The 21,643-nt window shown below is 63.6% G+C and carries 24 protein-coding genes and 1 riboswitch; of the genes, 12 read left to right on the top strand and 12 right to left on the bottom strand.

Features of this window, described 5'->3' with window-relative positions; genetic code table 11:
- The first annotated feature begins 13 nt into the window (after positions 1-13).
- The 3 genes from cobS to MLD24_RS06970 all read left to right on the top strand — a co-directional run bounded on the left by cobS (position 14) and on the right by MLD24_RS06970 (position 1,911).
- Positions 14-787, top strand: a complete 774-nt coding sequence (gene cobS / locus MLD24_RS06980) for an adenosylcobinamide-GDP ribazoletransferase (RefSeq protein ID WP_248165587.1) — start codon at positions 14-16, stop codon at positions 785-787.
- A gap of 95 nt (positions 788-882) precedes the next feature.
- On the top strand, positions 883-1,461 hold the full coding sequence (locus MLD24_RS06975) for a nucleotidyltransferase domain-containing protein (RefSeq protein ID WP_248165585.1): 579 nt from the start codon (positions 883-885) through the stop codon (positions 1,459-1,461).
- Positions 1,462-1,476: 15 nt separating this feature from the next.
- Positions 1,477-1,911, top strand: coding sequence for a hypothetical protein (locus MLD24_RS06970; RefSeq protein WP_248165583.1), 435 nt, complete (start codon positions 1,477-1,479; stop codon positions 1,909-1,911).
- A gap of 20 nt (positions 1,912-1,931) precedes the next feature.
- On the opposite strand, the gene MLD24_RS06965 is transcribed toward MLD24_RS06970, so the two are convergent.
- Genes MLD24_RS06965 through MLD24_RS06955 form a run of 3 tightly spaced genes read right to left on the bottom strand, consistent with a single transcriptional unit; the run spans position 1,932 to position 4,690 of the window.
- On the bottom strand, positions 1,932-3,173 hold the full coding sequence (locus MLD24_RS06965; RefSeq protein WP_248165581.1) for an NAD(P)/FAD-dependent oxidoreductase: 1,242 nt from the start codon (positions 3,171-3,173) through the stop codon (positions 1,932-1,934).
- 5 nt (positions 3,174-3,178) lie between these two features.
- Positions 3,179-4,261 (bottom strand): YkvI family membrane protein, encoded by a 1,083-nt coding sequence (locus tag MLD24_RS06960; protein WP_248165579.1) that lies wholly within the window; start codon positions 4,259-4,261, stop codon positions 3,179-3,181.
- Between the two features lie 51 nt (positions 4,262-4,312).
- A complete protein-coding gene (locus tag MLD24_RS06955) occupies positions 4,313-4,690 on the bottom strand; it encodes a RidA family protein (RefSeq protein ID WP_227173308.1) in 378 nt (125 codons plus the stop codon).
- A gap of 129 nt (positions 4,691-4,819) precedes the next feature.
- On the opposite strand from MLD24_RS06955, the gene MLD24_RS06950 reads away from it, so the two are divergent.
- The 3 genes from MLD24_RS06950 to MLD24_RS06940 are packed head-to-tail and all read left to right on the top strand — an operon-like array spanning position 4,820 to position 6,398.
- Positions 4,820-5,467, top strand: a complete 648-nt coding sequence (locus MLD24_RS06950) for a helix-turn-helix domain-containing protein (protein WP_227173306.1) — start codon at positions 4,820-4,822, stop codon at positions 5,465-5,467.
- A gap of 22 nt (positions 5,468-5,489) precedes the next feature.
- Positions 5,490-5,960, top strand: coding sequence for a nucleotidyltransferase (locus MLD24_RS06945; RefSeq protein ID WP_248165577.1), 471 nt, complete (start codon positions 5,490-5,492; stop codon positions 5,958-5,960).
- Positions 5,961-6,011: 51 nt separating this feature from the next.
- A complete protein-coding gene (locus tag MLD24_RS06940) occupies positions 6,012-6,398 on the top strand; it encodes a tautomerase family protein (protein WP_248165575.1) in 387 nt (128 codons plus the stop codon).
- Between the two features lie 106 nt (positions 6,399-6,504).
- On the opposite strand, the gene MLD24_RS06935 is transcribed toward MLD24_RS06940, so the two are convergent.
- Complete coding sequence (locus tag MLD24_RS06935) at positions 6,505-6,897, bottom strand: glutaredoxin family protein (protein WP_248165573.1); 393 nt, start codon at positions 6,895-6,897, stop codon at positions 6,505-6,507.
- 244 nt (positions 6,898-7,141) lie between these two features.
- On the opposite strand from MLD24_RS06935, the gene MLD24_RS06930 reads away from it, so the two are divergent.
- Positions 7,142-7,924, top strand: a complete 783-nt coding sequence (locus MLD24_RS06930; protein WP_248165571.1) for a substrate-binding periplasmic protein — start codon at positions 7,142-7,144, stop codon at positions 7,922-7,924.
- Positions 7,925-7,959: 35 nt separating this feature from the next.
- Here the strand turns inward: MLD24_RS06930 and MLD24_RS06925 are convergent, their stop codons facing one another.
- Positions 7,960-8,442, bottom strand: coding sequence for a YbaK/EbsC family protein (locus MLD24_RS06925; protein ID WP_248165569.1), 483 nt, complete (start codon positions 8,440-8,442; stop codon positions 7,960-7,962).
- A gap of 65 nt (positions 8,443-8,507) precedes the next feature.
- Here MLD24_RS06925 and MLD24_RS06920 point away from each other — a divergent pair, with 65 nt between their 5' ends.
- Positions 8,508-9,296, top strand: a complete 789-nt coding sequence (locus MLD24_RS06920; RefSeq protein WP_248165567.1) for a hypothetical protein — start codon at positions 8,508-8,510, stop codon at positions 9,294-9,296.
- 139 nt (positions 9,297-9,435) lie between these two features.
- On the opposite strand, the gene MLD24_RS06915 is transcribed toward MLD24_RS06920, so the two are convergent.
- From MLD24_RS06915 to MLD24_RS06895, 5 genes are read right to left on the bottom strand one after another with little or no spacing between them, the layout of a single operon-like run.
- Positions 9,436-10,899, bottom strand: coding sequence for a cobyric acid synthase (locus MLD24_RS06915; RefSeq protein ID WP_248165565.1), 1,464 nt, complete (start codon positions 10,897-10,899; stop codon positions 9,436-9,438).
- A 4-nt stretch (positions 10,900-10,903) separates the two neighbouring features.
- Positions 10,904-11,515 carry a cob(I)yrinic acid a,c-diamide adenosyltransferase gene (cobO, locus tag MLD24_RS06910; RefSeq protein WP_227173294.1) on the bottom strand — a complete coding sequence of 204 codons (612 nt, stop codon included), beginning with the start codon at positions 11,513-11,515 and terminating at the stop codon, positions 10,904-10,906.
- 42 nt (positions 11,516-11,557) lie between these two features.
- A complete protein-coding gene (locus MLD24_RS06905) occupies positions 11,558-12,325 on the bottom strand; it encodes an ABC transporter ATP-binding protein (RefSeq protein WP_248165563.1) in 768 nt (255 codons plus the stop codon).
- Positions 12,325-13,302, bottom strand: coding sequence for a FecCD family ABC transporter permease (locus MLD24_RS06900; RefSeq protein ID WP_248165561.1), 978 nt, complete (start codon positions 13,300-13,302; stop codon positions 12,325-12,327). The genes MLD24_RS06905 and MLD24_RS06900 overlap by 1 nt, the downstream gene beginning before the upstream one ends.
- A 33-nt stretch (positions 13,303-13,335) precedes the next feature.
- Complete coding sequence (locus MLD24_RS06895; protein ID WP_248165559.1) at positions 13,336-14,208, bottom strand: cobalamin-binding protein; 873 nt, start codon at positions 14,206-14,208, stop codon at positions 13,336-13,338.
- Positions 14,209-14,291: 83 nt separating this feature from the next.
- Positions 14,292-14,544: riboswitch (cobalamin riboswitch) on the top strand.
- 141 nt (positions 14,545-14,685) lie between these two features.
- Here MLD24_RS06895 and MLD24_RS06890 point away from each other — a divergent pair.
- Complete coding sequence (locus tag MLD24_RS06890; protein ID WP_248165557.1) at positions 14,686-16,656, top strand: TonB-dependent receptor; 1,971 nt, start codon at positions 14,686-14,688, stop codon at positions 16,654-16,656.
- Between the two features lie 25 nt (positions 16,657-16,681).
- Positions 16,682-17,869 (top strand): NHL repeat-containing protein, encoded by a 1,188-nt coding sequence (locus tag MLD24_RS06885; protein ID WP_248165556.1) that lies wholly within the window; start codon positions 16,682-16,684, stop codon positions 17,867-17,869.
- A gap of 24 nt (positions 17,870-17,893) precedes the next feature.
- On the opposite strand, the gene cobD is transcribed toward MLD24_RS06885, so the two are convergent.
- Together cobD and cbiB are read right to left on the bottom strand one after the other, a co-directional pair.
- Positions 17,894-18,913, bottom strand: a complete 1,020-nt coding sequence (gene cobD, locus MLD24_RS06880; RefSeq protein WP_248165554.1) for a threonine-phosphate decarboxylase CobD — start codon at positions 18,911-18,913, stop codon at positions 17,894-17,896.
- Positions 18,910-19,845, bottom strand: coding sequence for an adenosylcobinamide-phosphate synthase CbiB (gene cbiB, locus MLD24_RS06875; protein ID WP_248165552.1), 936 nt, complete (start codon positions 19,843-19,845; stop codon positions 18,910-18,912). The genes cobD and cbiB overlap by 4 nt, the downstream gene beginning before the upstream one ends.
- 118 nt (positions 19,846-19,963) lie before the next feature.
- Here cbiB and cobT point away from each other — a divergent pair, with 118 nt between their 5' ends.
- Positions 19,964-21,019 carry a nicotinate-nucleotide--dimethylbenzimidazole phosphoribosyltransferase gene (gene cobT, locus MLD24_RS06870; RefSeq protein WP_248165550.1) on the top strand — a complete coding sequence of 352 codons (1,056 nt, stop codon included), beginning with the start codon at positions 19,964-19,966 and terminating at the stop codon, positions 21,017-21,019.
- 2 nt (positions 21,020-21,021) lie between these two features.
- A complete protein-coding gene (locus MLD24_RS06865) occupies positions 21,022-21,630 on the top strand; it encodes a histidine phosphatase family protein (protein ID WP_344816762.1) in 609 nt (202 codons plus the stop codon).
- Positions 21,631-21,643: the final 13 nt, after the last annotated feature.

Here is a 21,643-nt window from a genome sequence, read left to right as displayed (position 1 = left end):
ACGGGAGTTCTCCGTGTCCTCACCCTCACCGACCCTGCAGCGGGAATGGCAAGCCTTCTGGCTGGCCGTGGGGTTCCTTACCCGCATCCCGATGCCGGTGCGGATTGACTACAGCCCCCAACTGATGAACCAGTGCAGCCTCTATTTCCCCCTGGTGGGTCTGCTGCTGGGCGCACTCTACGCCGGGCTTTTCCTGCTGCTGGGTCAGTTCTGGAGTCCAGTGATCGCCATTGCCCTGGTGCTGGCGTTCCACCTCTGGCTCACAGGCTGTTTCCACGAGGACGGTCTGGCGGACTGTGCCGATGGCCTTGGCGGCGGCTACACCGTTGAGGACAAACTGCGGATCATGAAAGACAGCCGCATTGGCACCTACGGCACCGCCACCCTGGTGGTGGCCCTGGGGCTCAAGCTGGTGCTGTTGCTGGGCAGCGCCCACATCGCTCTGGCGTTGCTGCTGGCTCCCTGCCTGGCCCGGCTGACACCACTGCTGCTGATGCGCTATCTGGATTACGTTTCCGATCCGGACCGCAGCAAGAGCAAGCCCGTGGCCGAGACCTTCAGTGCCGACCGGCTGCTGGTCGCCACCCTCTTCACCCTGACCGTGGCGCTGATCGCCAGTGCCTGGGAGGGCTATCTGGTGCTGTGGGCCCTGCTGGCCATCGCCGGCACCGCACTGGTGTGGGGGCGCCTGCTGAAGCGTCAACTCGGGGGCTATACCGGGGATGCCCTCGGCGCCAGCGTGGTGCTGTCTGAGCTGGTGTGGCTGCTGCTGATGGCGGCGGGCTAGGGGCCTTTGATCCGGCAAACGGCCCCAAAAAGGGGCCGACAATCCCCAAATTGGGTACTATAATCCCCAATTTAGGGCTTAAAGGACATACAAAAATGTCAGCAACCAGTATCGGAGACGCTCTATTCACCAAAACACAGCAACGCCTGCTGACTCTGCTGTATGGCCAACCGGACCAAAGCTTTTACCTGAATGAGTTGGTCGGGCTGGCCCAGGTCGGTCGCGGCGCGGTGAGTCGTGAACTGGCCAAGCTGAAAGATTCAGGGCTGGTGAACACAACTCGAAGAGGAAACCAGGTTCACTATCAGGCCAACGACGCCAATCCAATCTACGATGAGCTGACACAAATTGTACAAAAGACATTCGGAATCACAGACCTGATTCACGCAGCCTTGCAGCCAATAGCAACCAGCCTTGAGCAAGCCTTTATCTACGGCTCAATCGCCAAGGGAGAAGCCCACGCGGACAGTGATGTGGATCTCATGCTGGTTGGGCATGATCTGAGCTACAGTGCAATCATGGAGCTGCTGGAGCCTGTCGAAAAAAGACTGCGCCGCACCATCAATCCTACCCTGTACTCACCCGATGACTTGACGAAACGCATCGAAGAGCAGCAAAGTTTCGTCACCCGGGTCATGGACCAACCCCGAATCAACCTGAAGTTCAAACAATAACGACAGGACGGATGCATGGACGCACTCGACAACCTGGTACGAATCCGAAAACTGAAGCCCGAGCCTCCAGACGCCAAAGAGTTCGCCGGCATGCTCAGAGCCGGACAAACCAAGTTACAAGACGCTGGCATTAGGGGCCTTTCGGAAGACAGTCGCTTTGCACTGGCCTACAGTGCAGCGCATGCCCTATCCCTGGCCGCTCTGCGTTGGCATGGCTACCGATCAGATAGCCGCTATGTGGTCTTCCAGTGTCTGCAGCACACCGTTGAGCTTCCGAGCGCAAAGTGGCGTGTTTTGGACAAATGTCACGCGGCCCGCAACCTGGCTGAGTATGAGGGGCAGGTGGACGTTAACCCGCAACTGCTCAAAGAGCTGATTGAAATCACCCGGGAGCTCGAAGGCTTGGTGGCCAAGCTACCGCCAATTGTCCACCAGAATACTGCCGATTAACTCCGAATTGGCTCTCGCAATCAAAAACGATTGGCCCGGTAAGGGCTCATATCCACCGCCGGCGTATCGCCGTCCATCATCTGTGCCAGCAGTTCGCCGGTAACCGGGCCCAGGGTAAAGCCCTGGTGACCGTGGCCAAATGCCAGCCACAAGCCGTGCTGCCCCGGTGCCGGTCCGATCACCGGTTTCATGTCCGGGGTGCAGGGCCGTCCCCCCATCCAGGGTTCGTTATCGAGCCGCTCACCCAGCGGGAAGAACTGGCCGGCTACGGTTTCAGCGGCCACCAGTTGGCGGTGGTCCGGTGGCGCGTCCTCACGGGTCAGCTCGGCACCGGTGGTCAAGCGGATGCCGGCCTGCATCGGCGCCAGCAGATAGCCGACCTCGGCGTCCATCACCCAGTGCCGTAACGACGCCCCGGGCCGGCAACCGTAATGCATGTGGTAACCCCGCTTAACGAACAGCGGCACCGACAGCCCCTGGCGCGCCAGCCAGTGGGCGCTCCAGGGCCCCATCGCCATCACCACCTGCTCGGCCTGCAACGTTCCAGTGTCGGTTTGTGCCTGCCAGCCTGAACCCTGACGGCTCAGTTTCTGTAACGATGCCCGCACCAGCGTACCGCCACTGGCCTGGAAGTGATCGGCATACGACGCCACCAGCCCACCGGGATCGGTTGCGGTCCAGGGCTGGGTCCAGTGGATGGCACCAGCCAGTCCCGGCGCCAGATCCGGCTCCAGCCGCGCCAGAGCGCGACCATCCAGTGCCTGGTAGGCAACGCCGAAACGTTCCCGGATGGTTTCCGCCTGACGGCTTTCCTCCGCCAGGGCGCGACCGGTGCGAAATGCCTTCACATAGCCCTGGCGACGGATCAGCCGCTGGCTGTTGGTGGCCGCAATCATCTGGCGGTGAGCCTCCAGGGCGCGACCGATCAGCGCTGCGTAGGCCGGCACCAGCCGTTCATAGCGGGCCGGCGCCGAGTTCTGCCAGTAGCGGAACAGGGCCGCCGCGGCATCAAGCAGGCCAGAAGGCCGGTAGCGGATATCCACCTGGCGGTTGGGTAATACCCGCAACAGGGTGGCCAGGTCTCTGGGGAACGCGTAGGGGCGTACCGCCTCGTGCTGGATGATGCCGGCATTGCCGAAAGAGGTTTCACGGCCTGGCTGGCAACGATCCAGCAGGGTCACCCGATGACCCCGCTGCACCAGATGCCAGGCCACCGAGACGCCGACCATGCCGGCGCCAAGGACCAGAATGTTACGGGACATAGCGATTACGTAGCTCTCACATCGTCAGGGTTAGCCAGCAACGGTGACCGCCGCTGGCGTATCCAGGCCACCAGAATGGCCGCCATCAGGAAGAAACCCAGATAACCAAAGATGGGGTAGACCTTACCCACCAGGCTGACAAAGCCCAGCAGGCTGCAACCATAGGCCGCCAGACCGATCACCACCGTACCCAGACGGAAACGGGACGTACCGGCCGGCAAAAAACGCGCGCAGAAGGAATACAGCGTTCCCACCGCGGTGTTGAGGATCATCCCCAGGATCACCAGGGCCACCAGCAGCGACAACATTGGCGACACTTCCGATACCAGCATCAGCATCGGCATGGGCGCTCCGGCCACCGTGTCCAGCCGCGACAGCAAGCCCAGGGCAATAGCCAGCATCAGGCCACCGAGCACCAGGCCACCCAACAGACCGCCCCAGGCTGCAGTGCGTTCGTTGCGGGCGGTGCCGCCCATGATCGCCAGAATCGGCACACCGGCAACGATGTTGTAGGACACATAGAGCAAGGCCCCAAGCCACCAGTAACGGGCGCCGGCGGTCTGCTCTGAGGCGATCGTTTCCAGCGTCGCCGTGTCCGCCTCCCGGGTGAACACCGCGTAGGCCGCCACAGCCACGGACACCAGCACCAACAGCGGGGTGACCGCGCCAATCAGGGTGATCACCCGTCGCACGTCCAGGCACACGGCCGCCACCACTGCCACCGTCACCAGGGCACTGCCCAGGGCTGCGGGGAACTCGAACTGCTGCTCCAGCAACGCCCCGGCGCCAGCCAGCATCACCACAGTGACCGCAAACATGAAAAAGGTGATCAGCCCGTCCACCAAACGGCCCAAATAGGGCCCACAGATCGCCTCCACCACCACCTTGTGGGACTGCGCCTGCAACCGACTGCCCATGCCCGCCAACGCCATCCCCAGAAACACGAACACCGCCGCACTGAGCAACGTTCCGAGCAGCCCCCAGAGGCCGAAGTTGACGAAGAACACCAGGATTTCCTGGCCGGATGCAAATCCGGCGCCCACCAGCACACCGACAAAGGCACCGGCGATTCTGATCACATCTTTCATGTTTTCACCCCATTTTTTCTTGTTGTTGGAGATCCCTGAGCCGCGTCTTAATCAGGCCTCACCGACCCAGGCCTGGACTTCCACTTCCACGTCTACCCCCAGAGCAAGCCCGGCGGTGACCGTGGATCGCACCGGCAGGGCACCCTCGAAATAGCGCTGGTAGACCTCGTTGAAGCCGGCAAAGTGAGCCATGTCAGACAGCCAGACCGTGGCTTTTACCACCTGGGAGAAATCCGCACCGCAATGCTGGAGGGTGTCACCGATGCGGCTCATCACGGCCTCGGTCTGCTCCTGGATGGAACCTTTCACCACGGTGCCGTCCGTGGTCATCGGCACCTGGCCCGACAGCATCAGGAAGCCGCCAACCCGGATCGCCCGGGAGAACGGAAACGGCAGTTCACTGGGGTATCGCACTATGCTTTCAGTCATGGTTATCACTCACTGGGTGGCTTTAATAAATTCTCTGATTAGAGAATATCAGATATGAGAACTTTAGAGTCAAGCCGCTCTCGGGATAAACTACCACCTCATGCTCCACCGGACTCCGCACCAGCCACCATGACCACTCCCCCATCGCAGACCGCCCACCCGCTGATCGATCGGGCCCTGGTGGGCGCCCGACTCCGGGCCCATCGCAAACGCCAGCAGTTGACCCTCAAGCAGCTGTCAGAACGCTGCGGGGTCGCGCTGTCGACCCTGTCCAAGATGGAGCTGGGCCAGGCCACGGTGAGCTACGACAAGCTCGCCGCCGCCGCCCGCGCCCTCCACATCGACCTGTCCCAGCTATTCACCCCCGACGACGGCGACACCGACGGCACCAACCAGCCCACCGCCGTGGTCAACCGGATTGCCGATACCACCGGCTACGGCACCGGCAACTACGAGTACCACCCCATTGCCGGCGAGTTTCCCGGCCGCACCATGAGCCCGCTTTACGCCCGCATCATGGCCCGGGACCTCAGTGAGTTCGATGACTTCATCCGTCACCCGGGGCAGGAGTTCACCATGGTGCTGTCCGGCCGGGTGCGCATCCATTTCGAAAATGGCGAGCACATCAGCCTGGGAGAACGGGAAACCGCCTACTTCAACAGCGAGATTGGCCACATCTACCTCGCCGAAGGCGACGGCGATGCCGAGGTGATTGCGGTAATGACCGAGCGGGACGGCGTGGTGGAGCGGGCCACGGCAGGCCAGACGGAACGATAAGCAACCTCAGAAAGGACACATCATGCATCGGCAGGCCCTGTACTGGATCGTCACCCTTCTCAACACCCGGGGCATCCCCTTCCAGATCTGCGGTGGACTGGCCGCCCGGGGCTATGGCGCCAGCCGTGCACTCAACGACATCGACCTGTTTGTGCCTGGCGAGCATTTTCAGACGGTGGTGGCCGATGGCGACGCGCACATCTCCAAACCCGCCGGCCACTACTGCGAGGAAGGCTGGGACCTGACCTACGTGCAGTTTGTCCACAGCGGCGTCAAGATTGAGGTGGGCAGCACCGACCAGCCCCGCATCTTCGATGCCCGCCGGCAGCGCTGGATACCACTGTCCATCGACCTGAGCCGCAGTGTGGCGGTCACGTTGCTGGGGCTTGAGCTGCCCCTGATGATGAAGGAAGATCTGGTGAGCTATAAATCCGCACTCTCGCGCCCGGTGGATCTTGAGGATCTGCGGGCGATGCAGGGCCAGGCCGGCTAGCCCTCAACGCCGGCGCCCGACGGGCACACCCACACAACGCCAGGAGGCAACGTGATCGTCATCTACGGAATCCGGGAATACCTCAACCCGATCAAACCCAAACTCTCGGATGTTATCCACAACTGCATGCAATCGGTGCTGGGGATGCCTGAGGACAAACGGGCTCATCGCTTCATCCCCCTGGATGCCGAGGACTTCTATTATCCCGGCGGCCGCACACCGGCCTACACGGTGATCGAGATCAACATGATGGAAGGCCGCACCGCCGACACCCAGAAAGCGCTGATCAAGGCCCTGTTCCAACGTATCCAGGCGGAAATCGGCATCTCACCGGTGGATGTGGAAATCACCATCAAGGAACAACCCGCCCACTGCTGGGGCTTTCGCGGCATGACCGGCGACGAGGCCCGTGACCTGAAGTATTCGGTCAACGTGTAGCCGGGGTGCGCGTGCGCGTCCGAACGACTCCCCGGGCAAGTGATGAGCGCAACGAACAATAAACCGAGGGGAGTTCGACCAATGATCGAATATCAGCGACTGCTGATTAACTCGGCTCGAATCGTTCCTGCAACCATGCGTTGATCTCGGAGGATTCATACAGCCAACGCTCATTGCCATCATCCTGTCGAATCTTCAGGCAGGGCACTTTGATGCGGCCGCCACCGGCCTCCAGTGCCGCACGATGCTCGGGGTCATGCTGGGCATTGCGGGTTTCAATGTTCAGGCCAAGTCGGGCGATTTCCTTACGTACCTTGATACAGAACGGACAGGCACTGAACTGGTAAAGCGCGAGAGCTTTGCTGGCCTGGTCAACGACTGCCTGCTCTTCAGGGGTGCGGGTCACGCTTTTAGGCGTACTGAGCTTTTCACTGAGCAGCATGAACGGTGTCAGGACCAGGCGCAGGGTGCGGAAAAAAAGACGTACAATCAATTTCATGGGTAAGGCTCAAACTCCAAATTGAAGGTTGCCGGCCGGATCTCGGCATTCAGGCTTGATTTGCTTACTTGATAGCGGTTCGAGAGGATATCACTTCGCTCGGTTGATTAGGTACTGACAGGAGCCACGGGACTTTCCCTGCAGCAGAGTGTGTCCTTACTGCTATCGGTTGACTGACACAGAAAAGGTGACAGCCCTCGGAATGGGTGGGCCGTAAACGCATGTTGAGTTGGAGGTTGCTGTTATGACACTGGGCCCTATCCGTTGGTTCATCGCGCTTGCCGCCGGCTTGTCACTGAACGCGCTGGCGATGGACGGCGAAGAGATCAGAGTGTGTGGAGACGGCGCAGGGTGGCCACCTTACACCTATGAACTGGACGGAGAGGTCGCCGGTTATGACGTGGATGTACTCGAGAGAATACTCACGCCCGCGGGCGTGTCTTTTACGGTGGAAATGCAGCCCTGGGCACGTTGCACGGGACTCACCGAAACCGGCGCCTATCACATAGCATTGAGTGCCTCGTACAGTGATGAACGGGCGCAAACCTACCTGTTAACGGAGCCTTACTACACCGTACAGCCCAGCTATATCTTCGACAGGAATCGTTATCCGAATGGGCTGAATGTCAGCGAGCCCGCTGATCTGATGAACTACAGGCTATGTGGCCTCAGGGGCTACAACTACACGGGCTTTGGCGTTGCGAACGAAAATGTGGATCAGGGCACCAACACCTTTGATCAGGTCGTCAACAAGACGCTTGCCGGTCGCTGCGATGCGTTTCTTGCCCGCTATGAGATACTCGCCGGCTTCTCGGCTCTTGGCCAGAATCACCTGCGGGAGGGCCTGACCGCAGAACCCATTCCAGGGGTGGAGGCAGATCAGTTCCATATGATGATTTCCCGGCAATACCCGGGAGCGGAAGAGCTTGTGCAACTGCTCAATCATGGGTTCGAGGCACTGGCTGCGGATGGCACGCTGGAATCGTTGCTTCAGGGCTATCTGGGGGATCAAGGAACCTCGGATTAACTGGACAAGCATCGTTAATCAGAGAGCGACTAACCCTATTGTGCCAGGTCTACCCACTGCCCCTGAGTGAGCTCGCCCAAATGCCGTGGGTTCAGTCGGAACACGGAGTTCGGTGTTCCAGCCGCCGCCCAGATCTCGCTGTACTGGTGTAAGTCCTGGTCCAGGATGGTTTGAACCGAGGCATTATGCGCCACGGGCGGAACACCGCCGATCGCGTAGCCCACTTTCTCTCGTACAAACGACGCATCGGCCTTCTTGAGCACAATACCCGTCGCTTCCCTGACCTTGTCAGTGCACACCCTGTTGGTACCCGATGCCACCACCAGCACGGGCTCACCGGTCTCGCCGTGTTTAAAAATCAGGGACTTCGCTATCTGCGAAACCGTACAACCAATCGACTCGGCGGCCTCTTCCGCCGTACGCGTTGAGCCCGGCATCTGTTGAACCACAAAGTCCTGGCCATGCTGAGACAGGAACTCCTGTACTTTCACGGATGAGGCTTTCAACTCCTTTGACATGTTTCCTCCCTAGTTTCAACGAGCCAACGATTAGAGTAATGCGGTGGAGGGCCCAGAACAATGCCATGATCGAAAGCGGGGCATCGATTGTGATAAAAAGCTTCCAACCATTCGCGGGTGCAAAAAATATGACAGTCTACGCAGTGTTAGTCGGCGTGTTTCTGGGTCTTACCTCCATAGTGAGTAACGCTAATTCCGAAGAGGACATCCCTGTCTTTTTCGATATGGCCCCCTGGGAAAAGGAGCGCCTTACCACTGCAATCGATGCGGATTTTATGACGTCGGAGGTTTTCGCCCAACTGGTTGAGCCGGAAGGGGAGTTTCTGGGATATATGGGATCTGACTATTACCGTTTGCATATCGGATTCACCGAAGTGCGCCCTGTTGAGGAAGCAGAAACCAAGGTATTAGTCTCAGGGTATCTAAGGAGGGGAGCGCTGCACTGTAATCTGGAGGGTACCATCCACGTTGAGCATAGCCACGACCTGAAGCGGCTGGATTTTGGCGTGGACAATGAACACCGGAATTCAGGGATCAGTCGCCAGGGATTTGTATTCGGCTCCTTTTCACTTAAGACCATGGGCACCGAAAACTGCGCCGGAACGCTGCGGGGGCGCAATCGAGTAACCTGGATGTTAATGGAAAATGGCTCGATCACACGAAATGATGTGGGCAATGATCGCTACCTGCGGGGAGACAATCTATATGCCGGCGTCTGGATACAAGAATCGTCGGCCAGCGCCCTTGATGCAAACTGGGGTGAATTCCGGATTCCTTTTGCCCGCCCCGAGCTGGACATCGGGGCGGCTGAGTTCTCGGTCAATCCTGAGTACCTTGACTACGGTTGGCAGTAGACTTGAGTCCCGGACAATGTCCGATCAGCCATTGTCATTTAGGAAACCTCTGATTAACCCTGTTCTTGCCCTTGTCATGCAGATGTAGACGATGACGAAATGCGGTGTTACCGACCCCGTGCGGCATACCCAGGCACGGTCAGGCCACCCCCAACAACCGCTTCAACCAGTCGGTATCCAGACACTCCTCCACCGCGTCCGCCAGCCGATCCAGCTGCCGTTCCCGGTGACTGGCGTAGTCGACAGCCTGGCCCTGGTCCCGCAGCCCCCAGTGGGCCAGCAGGGCGGCGCAGGCGGCGGGGTCGTCGAACAGGCCGTGGAGGTAGGTGCCCATCACCCGGCCATCGGCGCTGATGGCGCCGTCCACCTTGTCGGCCAGGGTCACCAGCGGGCGCGTCAGGTCCGCACCGGTGGTAACGCCGTTGTGGATTTCGTAGCCGCAAACCGCAGCCGGCGCCTCGGCGCCGGGAACCGTCAAGGTACCGCTAACGCGGGTGAGCTGTTTGCCGGCCACCATCCGGGTGTGGGTATCCAGCCAGCCCAACCCGGCGGTGATGCCGGGTTCACCTTCCAGGCCCTCGGGGTCGTCAACCTGCTGTCCCAGCATCTGGAAACCGCCACAGATGCCAAAGACATGGCCGCCGTACCGCAGGTGACGTTCGATGACCGCCTCCCAGCCGTTGGCCCGCAACCAGGCCAGATCGCCGCGGGTATGCTTGCTGCCGGGCAGCAGGATGACATCCGCCGGCGGCGGGGTCTGGTCGGGGCCGACAAACGTCAGCTCCACCCCGGGATGCAGCCGTAACGGGTCGAAATCGTTGTGGTTGCTGATGCGTGGCAACACCGGGACCACCACCCGCAGGGCACCGGCCTGGTGCTCACTGGCCGTGCCCACCGAGTCCTCGGCATCCAGCACCAGGCCGTGGAGGTATGGCAGCACGCCGTTCACCGGCTTGCCCGTACGTTCGGTCAACCAGTCCAGCCCGGGTTCCAGCAGGGCCAGGTCACCGCGGAAGCGGTTGATGATAAAGCCCCGGGTACGGTTGCGCTCCGATTCGGAAATCAGTTCCAGAGTCCCCACCAGCTGGGCAAACACGCCGCCACGGTCGATGTCGCCCACCAGCAGCACCGGGCAATCCACCATCTCGGCGAACCCCATGTTGGCGATGTCGTTGGCCCGCAGGTTCACCTCCGCCGGGCTACCGGCGCCTTCGGCGATGATGACATCGTAGCGTGCGCTCAGAGCCTGCCAGGCGTCGTACACTGCCTGCCGGGCCTCGGCCTTGTAGGCGTGATAGTCCACCGCGTTCATATTGCCGTAGACCTGCCCCCGCAGGATCACCTGGGCACCGCAATCGCTCTGGGGCTTGAGCAGCACCGGATTCATGTCGCTGTGGGGCTCCACACCACAGGCCAGGGCCTGCAGCGCGGTGGAGCGCCCGATCTCGCCACCGTCCACGGTAACCGCGCTGTTGAGGGCCATGTTCTGGGGTTTGAACGGTGCCACCGCCACGCCCTGGCGCTGCAACCACCGGCACAGGGCGGCCACCACGGTGCTTTTACCGGCATCGGAGGTGGTGCCCTGGATCATCAGGGTGGTCATGGCGTTACAGTTCCACGCCCTTCTGGGCCTTCACACCCTGATCCTTGAAGGCGTGCTTGAGGGGCTTCATTTCGGTGACGGTGTCCGCCAGTTCGATCAATACGTCCGGGGCGTAGCGGCCAGTGACGGTCACATGCTGCATCTCCGGGCGGTTATGAAGATCGTCCATCACCCGATCCAGGTTGAGGTAGTCGTAGCGCAGGGCAATGTTGAGTTCGTCCAGCAGCACCATGTCGTAGCTGGGGTCCTTGAGCATCTTGCTGGCGATCTCCCAGGCCGCCTCGGCGGTCTGCACATCGCGCTCCCGGTCCTGGGTATCCCAGGTATAGCCCTCACCCATGACGTGATAGTCCACATTGGGCAGGTCCTTGAAGAAGGTGTGCTCGCCGGTGGTAAAAGAGCCTTTGATGAACTGAACGATGCCCACCTTCATGCCGTGGCCAAGGGCGCGGGCGACCATGCCAAAACCGGAGCTGCTCTTGCCCTTGCCGGCGCCGGTCAGCACCAGCAGGATGCCTTTTTCGTTCTGGGCCCGGGCGATGCGTTCCTGCATAATTTTCTGCTTGGCGGCCATGCGGGCGGCGTGACGTTCGGGATCGTAGGCGCGTTCTTTCATCGGGACTCTCCTGGGTTCGTAAAATCTGTGTTTGTCGGGAGACTAGCGTACCGGCACATACACCGGGGCGCCGTCCACTTCGGCGGTGGCCAGTTTCTGGTCGTAAAGCTGTTCCAGAGCCTCCGGCACCAGCATGCTGGCGGCCTCGCCCCAGCAGGCCTCACCGTCGGGGAACAGCAGCAGCAGATGATCGCACCAGCGCGCGGCCAGGTTGAGGTCGTGCAGGCACATCAGCACCGCGCAGCCGCCAGCCGCCTGTTCCGTCAGCAGTTCCATCACCGCCACCTGATGGTGCAGATCGAGGTGGTTGGTGGGCTCGTCCACCAGCCAGGTGTGGGGCGACTGGGTCAGGGTGGTGGCAATCGCCACCCGCTGGCGTTCGCCGCCGGACAGGGTGTTCACCAGGCGATCCGCCAGGTGGTCGACATCAAGGCGCTGCAATGACCGCTCCGCCAGCGCCAGATCGTCCGCGGTTTCCATCTGCCAGGGCGACAGCCAGGGGTGACGACCGATCAGCGCGGTCTCCAGCACCGTCGCCGGGAAGCCGTCCTGGCGCTCCTGGAACACCAGGCCCAGCTGCTGGGCCACCTGTTTTCGCGGCAGGTCAGTCAGCGCCCGCTCACCCAGAAAAACCCGGCCCGAGCGGGCATTTCGCAAACCCGCCAGGGTATGCAGCAGTGTGGACTTGCCGGCGCCGTTGGGACCCAGAATGCCCCATACCTGGCCGGCCTCGATGCGCAGGTCCAGCGGCCGTCCGGACGGCCGCCCGGGAATGTCGATCAGCAACTGCTGGCAGTTGAGGGTTTGCATCAGCGGCTCCGGTGCAGCAGATAGAGGAACATCGGCACGCCGATCAGCGCGGTAAAGACCCCCACCGGCAACTGTTCCGGAGCGATCACCGTGCGCGCGGCGGTATCCGCCAGCACCAGCAGGGTTCCGCCGGCAAAGGCGCTGGCCGGCAGGATCAGGCGCTGGTCATTGCCCAGCACCAGCCGCAAGATGTGGGGCACCACCAGACCCACAAAACCGATGCTGCCGGCGGTGGTGACTGCGGTGGCGGTCAGCAGGCTCGCCAGCACGTACACCAGCCATTCCAGCGGCCGCACCGACAACCCCAGCGCGGCCGCCTGCACCGGGCCACGGGCCAGCACGTTGAGGCTGCGGCCGAGCGGCAACACCACCAGACAGGTCAGCACCAACACCAGCACCGATGGCCAGCTCAGGCGGGCGTAGGCGACGTCCCCCATCAGCCAGTAGAGCATGCCCGGCAGCTTCTGGGCCGGTGCGATGGCGAGGATAAGCGTTATGGCCGCACCCCAGCCGGCGGCAACCACCACCCCCGTCAGCAACAGCCGTGACGGCGTCCAGCTGCCACGACCGTGGGCCAGACCGAACACCAGCAACGTCGCCAGCAGAGCCCCACCAAAGGCCGCCGCCGACACCAGCACCGCCGCCGCACTCACCAGCATCGCCAGCAGCGCACCCAGGGCGGCGCCGCCGGACAGACCAAGGATGTAGGGATCGGCCAGGGGATTGCGCAGCAGTACCTGCATCAGCGCGCCGGCCACCGCCAGCAGGCCGCCGGTGCCAAAGGCGGCGATCACCCGGGGCAGTCGCAGCTCCAGGATCAGCGTCCGCTGCAGTTCACTGCCCTGCCCCGCCAGCACCGCCAGGGTATCCGCCGGCGCCACGTTGACGCTGCCCAGCCCCACCGCCACCACCATCGCCGCCAGGCTGACCAGCGCCAGCACCAGCAAGGGTGGCCACCAGGCCCGCCGCTGGATCATCCCGACACCCGCCCGGCAGCGGCCAATCGAGGGCTAGCGACGGCCACGGGCACGCTCCAGGTGGTCACAGAAGATACGGCTGCCTTCGAGCAGACGGGGGGTTGGCCGTTGCACCAGCGACGGCGGCACGAAGAAGAGGTTGTCCCGCTGGGTCGCCAGCAGTCCGGGGTACTGGCGCCAGGGCTCCAGCCAGCGGTCGTTGGCCTCACCCATGCCGCCGGCCAGGATGGCTTCGGGGTTGGCGGCCAGCACCGATTCCACATCAATGCGGGGGATCAGGCTGTCCTGGTCACCAAAGACGTTGTCGCCACCGCACAGGGTGATCACCTTGCCGATCAGTTGCTGATCGCTGACGGTCATCAGTGGTTCTTCCCAGACCTCATAGAACACCGTCACCGGTGGCTGGTCGCGGTAGCGGCGGGCCAGATCGGCAATGCCATCGCGAAAGTCATCCGCTGCAGTCTGGCCGGCCGCTGCCGTGCCGGCGAGCCGCCCCAACCGTTCCAGAGCGGTAGAGACCCCCTCAAAGGTCTGGGGTTCGATGGAAAAGACCGGGAAATCGAGGACGTCGAGCTTGTCCTTCTGGGCGGTATTGCCGCTGACCCAGTCGATCACCAGGTCGGGCTTCAGTGCCACCAGGGTTTCCAGGTCGATGCGGCCGTGGTTGCCCACCGAGGTGATCGCCTTGGCCTCCGGCGGGTAGTCGCTGAACTCCACCACCGCCACCACCCGGTCGCCGGCACCGGCGGCAAACACCAGCTCGGTGGCGCCCGGCGACAGCGTGGCAATCCGCATCGCAGGCTGGGCCAGGCACAGTGTCTGGCCACGGTCGTCGCGCTCGCAGATCTCCGCCCGCACCAGGCTGGAGACCAGCATCAACAGCACCAGCAGCGCACGTTGATGCACCCGCCGACGTCCCGGGTTGCCATGCCTTTCAAAGGCCCAACATTGACTCACAGCCAGCCGCCCCCTTATCATTTTTGCCAATTTTTAATCTATCCGTAGCAGGTGCTCCAGCCGCCACCCGCCCAAACAGGGGCCGGCGGCCCAACCATGGAGTGAAACCGGGAAGTTCGGTGTAAAACCGACGCTGCCCCCGCAACGGTGAGCGGCTCAGGACACCCTGAGACGAGTACGATAGGTCAATCAGCCAGCCACTGCAGACATTCTGTGGGAAGGCATCGTACTCTGGCCCCTCGGCCAGCCGCAAGCCCGGAGACCGGCCTGCTACCGGCTATCAGTGCCCGCTGACGGAGGGTCAGCGGCACGGGGTTGTGGCCTTGGCGAACGCCGGCACCCGCCTCTGTTGGTAGCTGTTTGGTTGGTGACACACGGAGCCGTCACCGTTCTATCGACCGGCTTGCCCTGGGTGCTGCTGTCCATATGCGTTGTCTAACTGCCGGCCTGCTGCTGAGTGCAGCGGCCCTGCCCGTTTTCGCCGACGAACTGCCGTTCATCGTGGTGGAAGGGGCCCGAATCAATTCCGCCGCCGACATTGATCCGACCGAGGCCACCGGCCCGGTACGGATCATCAACCGGGACCACTTCGCCAACCGCACCGTCACTCTGGCCGACGCCCTGGGGGACCAGACCGGTGTGCAGATCCGCCAGAGCGGCGGTCTGGGCAGTTACTCGGCGCTGTCGCTGCGGGGCTCCACCAGCCGCCAGGTGCAGGTGGTGGTCGACGGTATGCTGCTGAACGACCCGGTTACCGGCGGTGTGGATATCAGCCAGCTGACCCTCAACGACATCCGCCGGGTCCAGGTTTATCCCGGCAACGCCCCCGCCCAGTTTGCCCACGCCGGCATCGGCGGTGTGGTCATCATGGAAACCCTGGGCCGGGACACCGAGACCCAGACCCGCCTCAACCTGGGCCTCGGCGCCAACGGCACCGACAAGGCCGGGGTGTTCAACAGCGGCAGCCATGACGATGTCTACTACTGGGTGTCGCTAAATCGTCAGAGCAGCGACAACGACTTCCGCTACCCCAATGAGCGCGACTGGTTCAACCCCAACGACGGCCACGAGACCACCCGTCGCAATGCCGACTACGAACAGACCGACGCCAGCACCAAGCTGGGCTGGGCCATCAGCGACACCAGTACGCTGGACGCCCTGATCCAGTGGAGTGATCACGACAAGGGCGTGCCCACCATCCAGAACTGGCGCAACAACCACGCCCGTCTCAGCGGCCACACCGTCCGCACCCAACTGCATTACCGCCAGCAGGGCTGGGCCGATGGCCGCCTCCATACCAGCCACCGGCTGATCTGGAGCGATGCCAGCGACCGCTACGACAATCGCGATGGTCTGGTTGGGCTGGGGACCGCCGATGTCCGCACCGACAGCCAACGACTGGGCCTGGTGAACACGGCGAGCCTGCTGCTGGGTAGCCACACCGTCAGTGCCACCGTCGACATCAGCCAGTTTGATTACGACCAGGACGACCGCCTGGACACCGACCGCGCCGATGAGCGCGAACGCCGCCAGCTCACCACCGCCCTCGGCCACCAGTGGCAGAGCGACGACCATCGCTGGCGCACCCAGGTGTCGCTGCGGCGGTTTGATGTCAACGACACCTCCGATGAAAGCCAGGGAGACGGCAGCACCAAGCGGGTTTCCAGCCACGACGCCTACCACAGCTGGCAGCTCGGTCTGAGCCGCTACCTGGGCGACAGCTGGGTAGTGTCTGCCAATCTGTCGCGGCAGGTCCGTGTTCCCACACTGCAGGAGCGGTACGGCCAGGAAGGCCTGTTTGTGGGCAACCCGGACCTGGCGGCGGAAGAGTCCAACAATGCCGAACTGTCGGTGCGTACCGACCGGGGCTGGGGTCACATCGAGGTGACCGGGTACCGGCGCGAACTGGACCCGGCGGTGGCAGCGATCTACGACGCCCGTGGCGTGGGCCGCTACGTCAACCTGTCCGCCGACGTGATGGGAGTGGAGGTGGACACCGCCTGGCACCTGACGCCTGACTGGCGCCTGGCCGCCAACGCCACCGTCCAGGATTCCGAAAACACCTCGGCCTCGGTGCGGGATCGTCACAACAAGCAGCTGCCGGGGGTCTATCACCAGTCCCTGCTGGTGAGCAGCCGCTGGCAGCTGCGCCCCTTCGAAGTCGACCTGTCCTATCAGTACGACGACGATCTCTACTATGACGCCGCCAACCTGCTGGCCGCCGACGCCCGCCAGCTGGTCAACGCCGGCGTCAGCTGGCGCCACACCTGGCACAACCGCCAGCAGACCGACGTTCGCCTGGAAGTCCGTAACCTCACCGACGAGCTGTACCAGGACTTCAACCGCTTCCCCGGCCAGGGCCGAAGCTGGTTCCTCAATCTGACACACACCCTCTAACGATACCTATTCCAAGGAGACATCCATGCACACACCCATTTCCCTGCGCAGCCTGCTCGGCACCGGCGGCCTTGCCCTCACCCTGACCCTTGCCGGTTGTGGTTCCTCTGACGACAGCACACCGCTGAAGCCAGGCCAGGACGCCCGCCTTGTTGGTGTGGTTTCCACCGTAGCATCTGATTTCACCTCCGGCGCCGTCGAACTGATCGACATGAGCGAGACGGACCCGGTGGCTTCCGGTGCCTACTTCCCCACCGGCTCCGACATTGGTGTCACCGCCCGCGGCCAGCACTACTACCGTTTTGGCCGCTTCAACATCGACACCCTGCAGAAAGTGGACGTGGCAAACCCGGCCCAGGAGATCTGGCAGTACTCCACCCTGAGTGCCGGCGACACCGCCTCCTCCAACCCCTACGCCCTGGTGTTCGTCAACGACACCAAGGCCTACCTGCTGCGCTACAACACCAGCGAAGCGTGGATCGTGAATCCGTCCGCCACCAGCGAGGACGAGTTCTTCTCCGGCGAGACCCTGGATCTCTCCGGCTACCTGCCTGACAACACCCAGGGCGCGCCCAACATGGCCTCCGGCGTGGTGGTGGACGGCAAGCTGTTTATCACCCTGCAGCGGCTGGACTCTGAATACGACCCCACCAACACCGCCTACGTGGCCGTGTTCGACACCGACACTGACACTGAAATCGACACCGGCATGGGCGAGAATGGCCTCAAGGGCATTCCGCTGATTGGTCGCAACCCCGGCGGCATTCAGTACCACGAAGACCTGGGTATTCTGGTGAAGAACACCGGCAGCTACGACACCAAGGAACAGACCGGTGTCGACCGCATCGATCCGGAGACCTTTGCCATTGAGCCGCTGATTGCTGACGCCGACACCGACGATCTGCTGAGTGATCTGGTGATCGTCAGCGACACCCAGGGCTACGTGCTGAGCTACGCCGACTGGCAAAACACCACGCTGCAGAGCTTCAACCCGTCCGCCGCCACCATCGAGTTCACCACTGTCGCCAGCTACGCCGGTGGCGACTACCGCGACATCGAACTCAGCCCCGAAGGCAACCTGTGGCTGGCCGATGCCACTGCCAACAACCCGGGCATCCGCATCCTCGCCACCGCCGACAACAGCGAACAGGCCTTCATCCAGACCACCTTGCTGCCTACCGGCGTGGCGTTCACTGAAATCGACGACGAGTAAAACGTCACCACTGGCAGAGGCGCGTTAGCGCGTCTCTGCCTGCCACTGGGCCAGGGCGTCATCGAGCCGCTGCCAGTCGGCTTCCTTGCCCGGCAGTCCGAACCGCAGCACCGCGGAGGGCGGAAACGCCCGCACCAGAATGCCTGCCGCCGCCAGTCGCTGCGCCAATTCCGCGGCACCAGCACAGTGCACCGTCTGGAACAGCAGGGTGCGGCCAGTCACCGTCAGTCCCCGCTCCCGCAACAACCGCCCCAGACGCTCGCTGTCCGCCCCGAGTCGCTGCCGGGTTGCCTGCTGCCAGCGCCGGTCCGCCAGCGCACGGGCCATGACCCAGCGTGCCGGGCCACTCAGGGCCCAGGGCCCCAGGCGAGCAGCCAGTTGGTCAATCAACGCCTGATCAGCCGCCACGGCACCGGCCCGCACCCCCGCCAGACCAAAGAACTTGCCCAGGGATTTCAGCACCACCAGCCCCGGTACGCCGGTGGCTGGCCCCAGGGACAGCGCCGGCTGGCCGTCCGCGAACGCTTCGTCCACCACCAGCCAGCCGCCCCGGGCCGCCAGTTGCCGATGCCAGCGCCGCAGAGCGGCGGCGGGCCAGGCCTGGCCGCCGGGGTTGTTGGGGTTGATCCACACCAGCACGTCCAGTGCCTCCAGCCAGCGGTCGTCCTCTTCATCGAGTTGGGCCAGCGGCACCGGCACCACCTGGTGGCCCGCGCTGGCCCAGTGGTGACGATGTTCGGCGTAACCGGGCTCCGGCACCCCAACCCGGCACGGTGCCCGCAACCGGGGCAGGCTTTCGATCGCCCACTGGCTGCCGGGCACGGCCAGCAGGGCGGCCCGGGACGGCGCCTGGAACCAGTCCTGCAGCTGGCGCTCCAGACCGTCGTCCGGCTCCGGCAGACGCTGCCACACCGCCGCAGGCAGCGCCGGCACCGGCCAGCCCACCGGATTGATGCCAGTGGACAGGTCCAGCCACTGATCGCGGGGAATGCCCCAGTCCCGGACCGCCTGATTCAGGCGACCACCATGGTGCAGCTCACTCATTGCATGAACTCCGCCATCGCCGCCAGCAGCACCAGGGCAGCCAGCCACAGCCAGGTTCCCCACCGCACCAGGGCAATGGCGGCGGTGATGGAGGCTGCCGAAGGAGGCCCACCCGTGCCCAGTACTGGCCGCGACTTGATGCCGGTGGCGTAAGGTGCCGGCCCGCCCAGAGTAACCGCAAGGGCGCCGGCACCGGCGGCCATCACCGGTCCGGCATTGGGGCTGTCCCAGCTGGCGGCCTGGGTACGCCAGCAGCGCCAGGCGGTGGCCGACTGGCCCAGCAGGGTGTAGGTGAGCGCGGTAAGCCGGGCCGGCAGCCAGTTCATGGCATCATCCAGCCGCGCCGCGACGCGGCCAAAGTAAAGGAAGCGGTTGTTGCGATAGCCCCACATGGCATCCAGGGTGTTGACCAGCCGGTGAGCCACCACCCCGGGCACTCCCGCCACCAGGAACCAGAACAGACTGGCGAAGACCGCATCGGCACCGTTCTCCAGCATCGATTCGGTGGCCGCCGCCGCGACCCCACGGTCATCCAGCGCCTCTGCCTGGCGACTGACAATGCGGCCCACCTGGCAACGCGCCTGCGCCAACTCCCCCGCAGCCAGCGGAATCGCCACCGCCTCGCCATGTTCTGTCAGTCCCCGCAATGACAGCGCCAGCCACAGCACCACGCTGGCCCACACCAGCTGACCGCTGGGCGGTAACAGTACAAACAACAACGTTGCCGCCGCTGTCAGCGGCACCACCGCCAGCAGGACCGCTACCAGGCCCCGCCAAACCGACGCCGATCCAGGCCGATTGAGCCGGGCTTCGAGCCGCCCGGCCAGCCAGCCAAATCCCACCAGCGGATGCCAGCGTCGGGGCTCTCCCAACAGACGGTCCAGAACAAGGGCAATGACACAGGCAAGAGCGGTGGCGGTGAGCGACAACACAGCGGAATTCCCGGAGGCGAAACAGTCGCCCAGTTTAACTGAGAGGTGATCGGCCTTGACACTCCCCGGCACGGATACGACCATCAATCGTTTACATCTTTCCGGAAGCAAACCTGCCATGACCCTGCCTGCAAGCTGGACCTCCCCCGTTCCTGTTCCCGACGCTGCCTATCGCCAACAGGCCCTCGATCGCCAACAGCTGCTGACCAAGCCTCCCGGTTCCCTGGGCCGGCTGGAACAGCTGGCGGTTGACCTGGCGGCGCAGCAGGCCACTCACCGCCCGCGAGCCGACCAGGTGCACATGGCGGTGTTTGCCGGCGATCACGGCGTCTGTGACGAAGGTATCTCGGCGTTTCCCCAGGCGGTCACCGGGCAGATGATCGCCAACTTTGCCGAAGGCGGCGCCGCCATCAGCGTGCTGTCCCGCCACCTCGAGGCCACCCTGGAAGTGCTCAACCTGGGCACGGTGGAACCCCTGGGACACCTGCCCGGTGTCAACAACCTGCAGATTGCGCCAGGCACCGCCAACCTGGCGCAACAGCCGGCCATGACTCACGATCAGGTTACCGCCGCCCTCTGCGCCGGTGACGCCGTAGCGGAACGCGCCGCCAGTGCCGGTGCGCAGCTGTTCATCGGTGGCGACATGGGCATTGGCAACACCACCACCGCCGCGGTACTGGCCTGTGCGCTGCTGGGTGACGATCCGGAGGCGCTGGCCGGCCCCGGTACCGGACTGGACGCTGCCGGCGTCAGCCACAAGGCCGAGGTGATCCGCCGTGCCCTGCAGCGTCATGGTGACAATCGCGACCCACTGGCGGTGCTGACCTCCCTCGGCGGTCTGGAGATTGCCGCCCTCACCGGTGCCCTGCTGGGCTGCGCGGCCCGCCGCATTCCGGTGCTGGTGGATGGTTTCATCGTCTCGGTGGCAGCCCTGGTGGCGGTACGGCAACGGCCCGGTGCCCGGGCCTGGCTGCACTTCGCCCACCGCTCCGCCGAACCCGGCCACGACCGGGTACTGGCAGCGATGGAGGCCAGGCCGTTGCTGGATCTGGACATGCGGCTCGGCGAAGGCAGTGGTGCCGCGGTCGCGGTCAACCTGCTGCGGGCGGCCTGCAGCCTGCACAACAGCATGGCGACGTTCCGCGATGCCGGCGTCAGCAACCGGGAGGACTGATCATGGCGATGGACCCGATCACCACCTGGCTGGATCTGATGCGTCACGGCGAGCCCGAGGGTGGACCAAAATTCCGCGGCAGCCAGGACGACCCACTCAGCGACACCGGCTGGCAGCAGATGCGGGCAGCGGTGGCGGCGGACGATCACTGGGATGTGGTGGTGGCGTCACCCATGCTGCGCTGTATCCGCTTTGCCGAGGAGGTCGCGCAACAGCGCGGGCTGCCGCTGCAGGTGGAACCACGGCTGCGGGAGATTGGTTTTGGTGACTGGGAGGGGCTGACCTCGGAGCAGATCCTGGCGCGCGATGGCGACCGCTTATCCCGGTTCTGGGACAACCCGGTGGCCAATACCCCGCCCGGAGCCGAAGCCCTGGAAGCTTTCCAGCAGCGGGTGCTGGCGGGCTGGCAGCACTGGCGCACCGAACTGGCCGGCCAGCGGGCGCTGGTGGTGTGCCACGGCGGGGTCATCCGAATGATCCTGGCGGATGTGCTGGGCATTCCCCTGGCCCGCTCCTTCGCCGGCCTGGCGGTGCCCTACGCCTGCCGTAGCCAGGTCCGGGTCGACCACACCGATACCAGCTGCTACCAGAGCCTGTTGCGGCACGGTTAGACCGCAACCGCAA

Source organism: Marinobacter xestospongiae, assembly GCF_023156385.1.
GTDB lineage: Bacteria > Pseudomonadota > Gammaproteobacteria > Pseudomonadales > Oleiphilaceae > Marinobacter > Marinobacter xestospongiae.
This window is presented reverse-complemented; position numbering and strand designations above follow the sequence as displayed.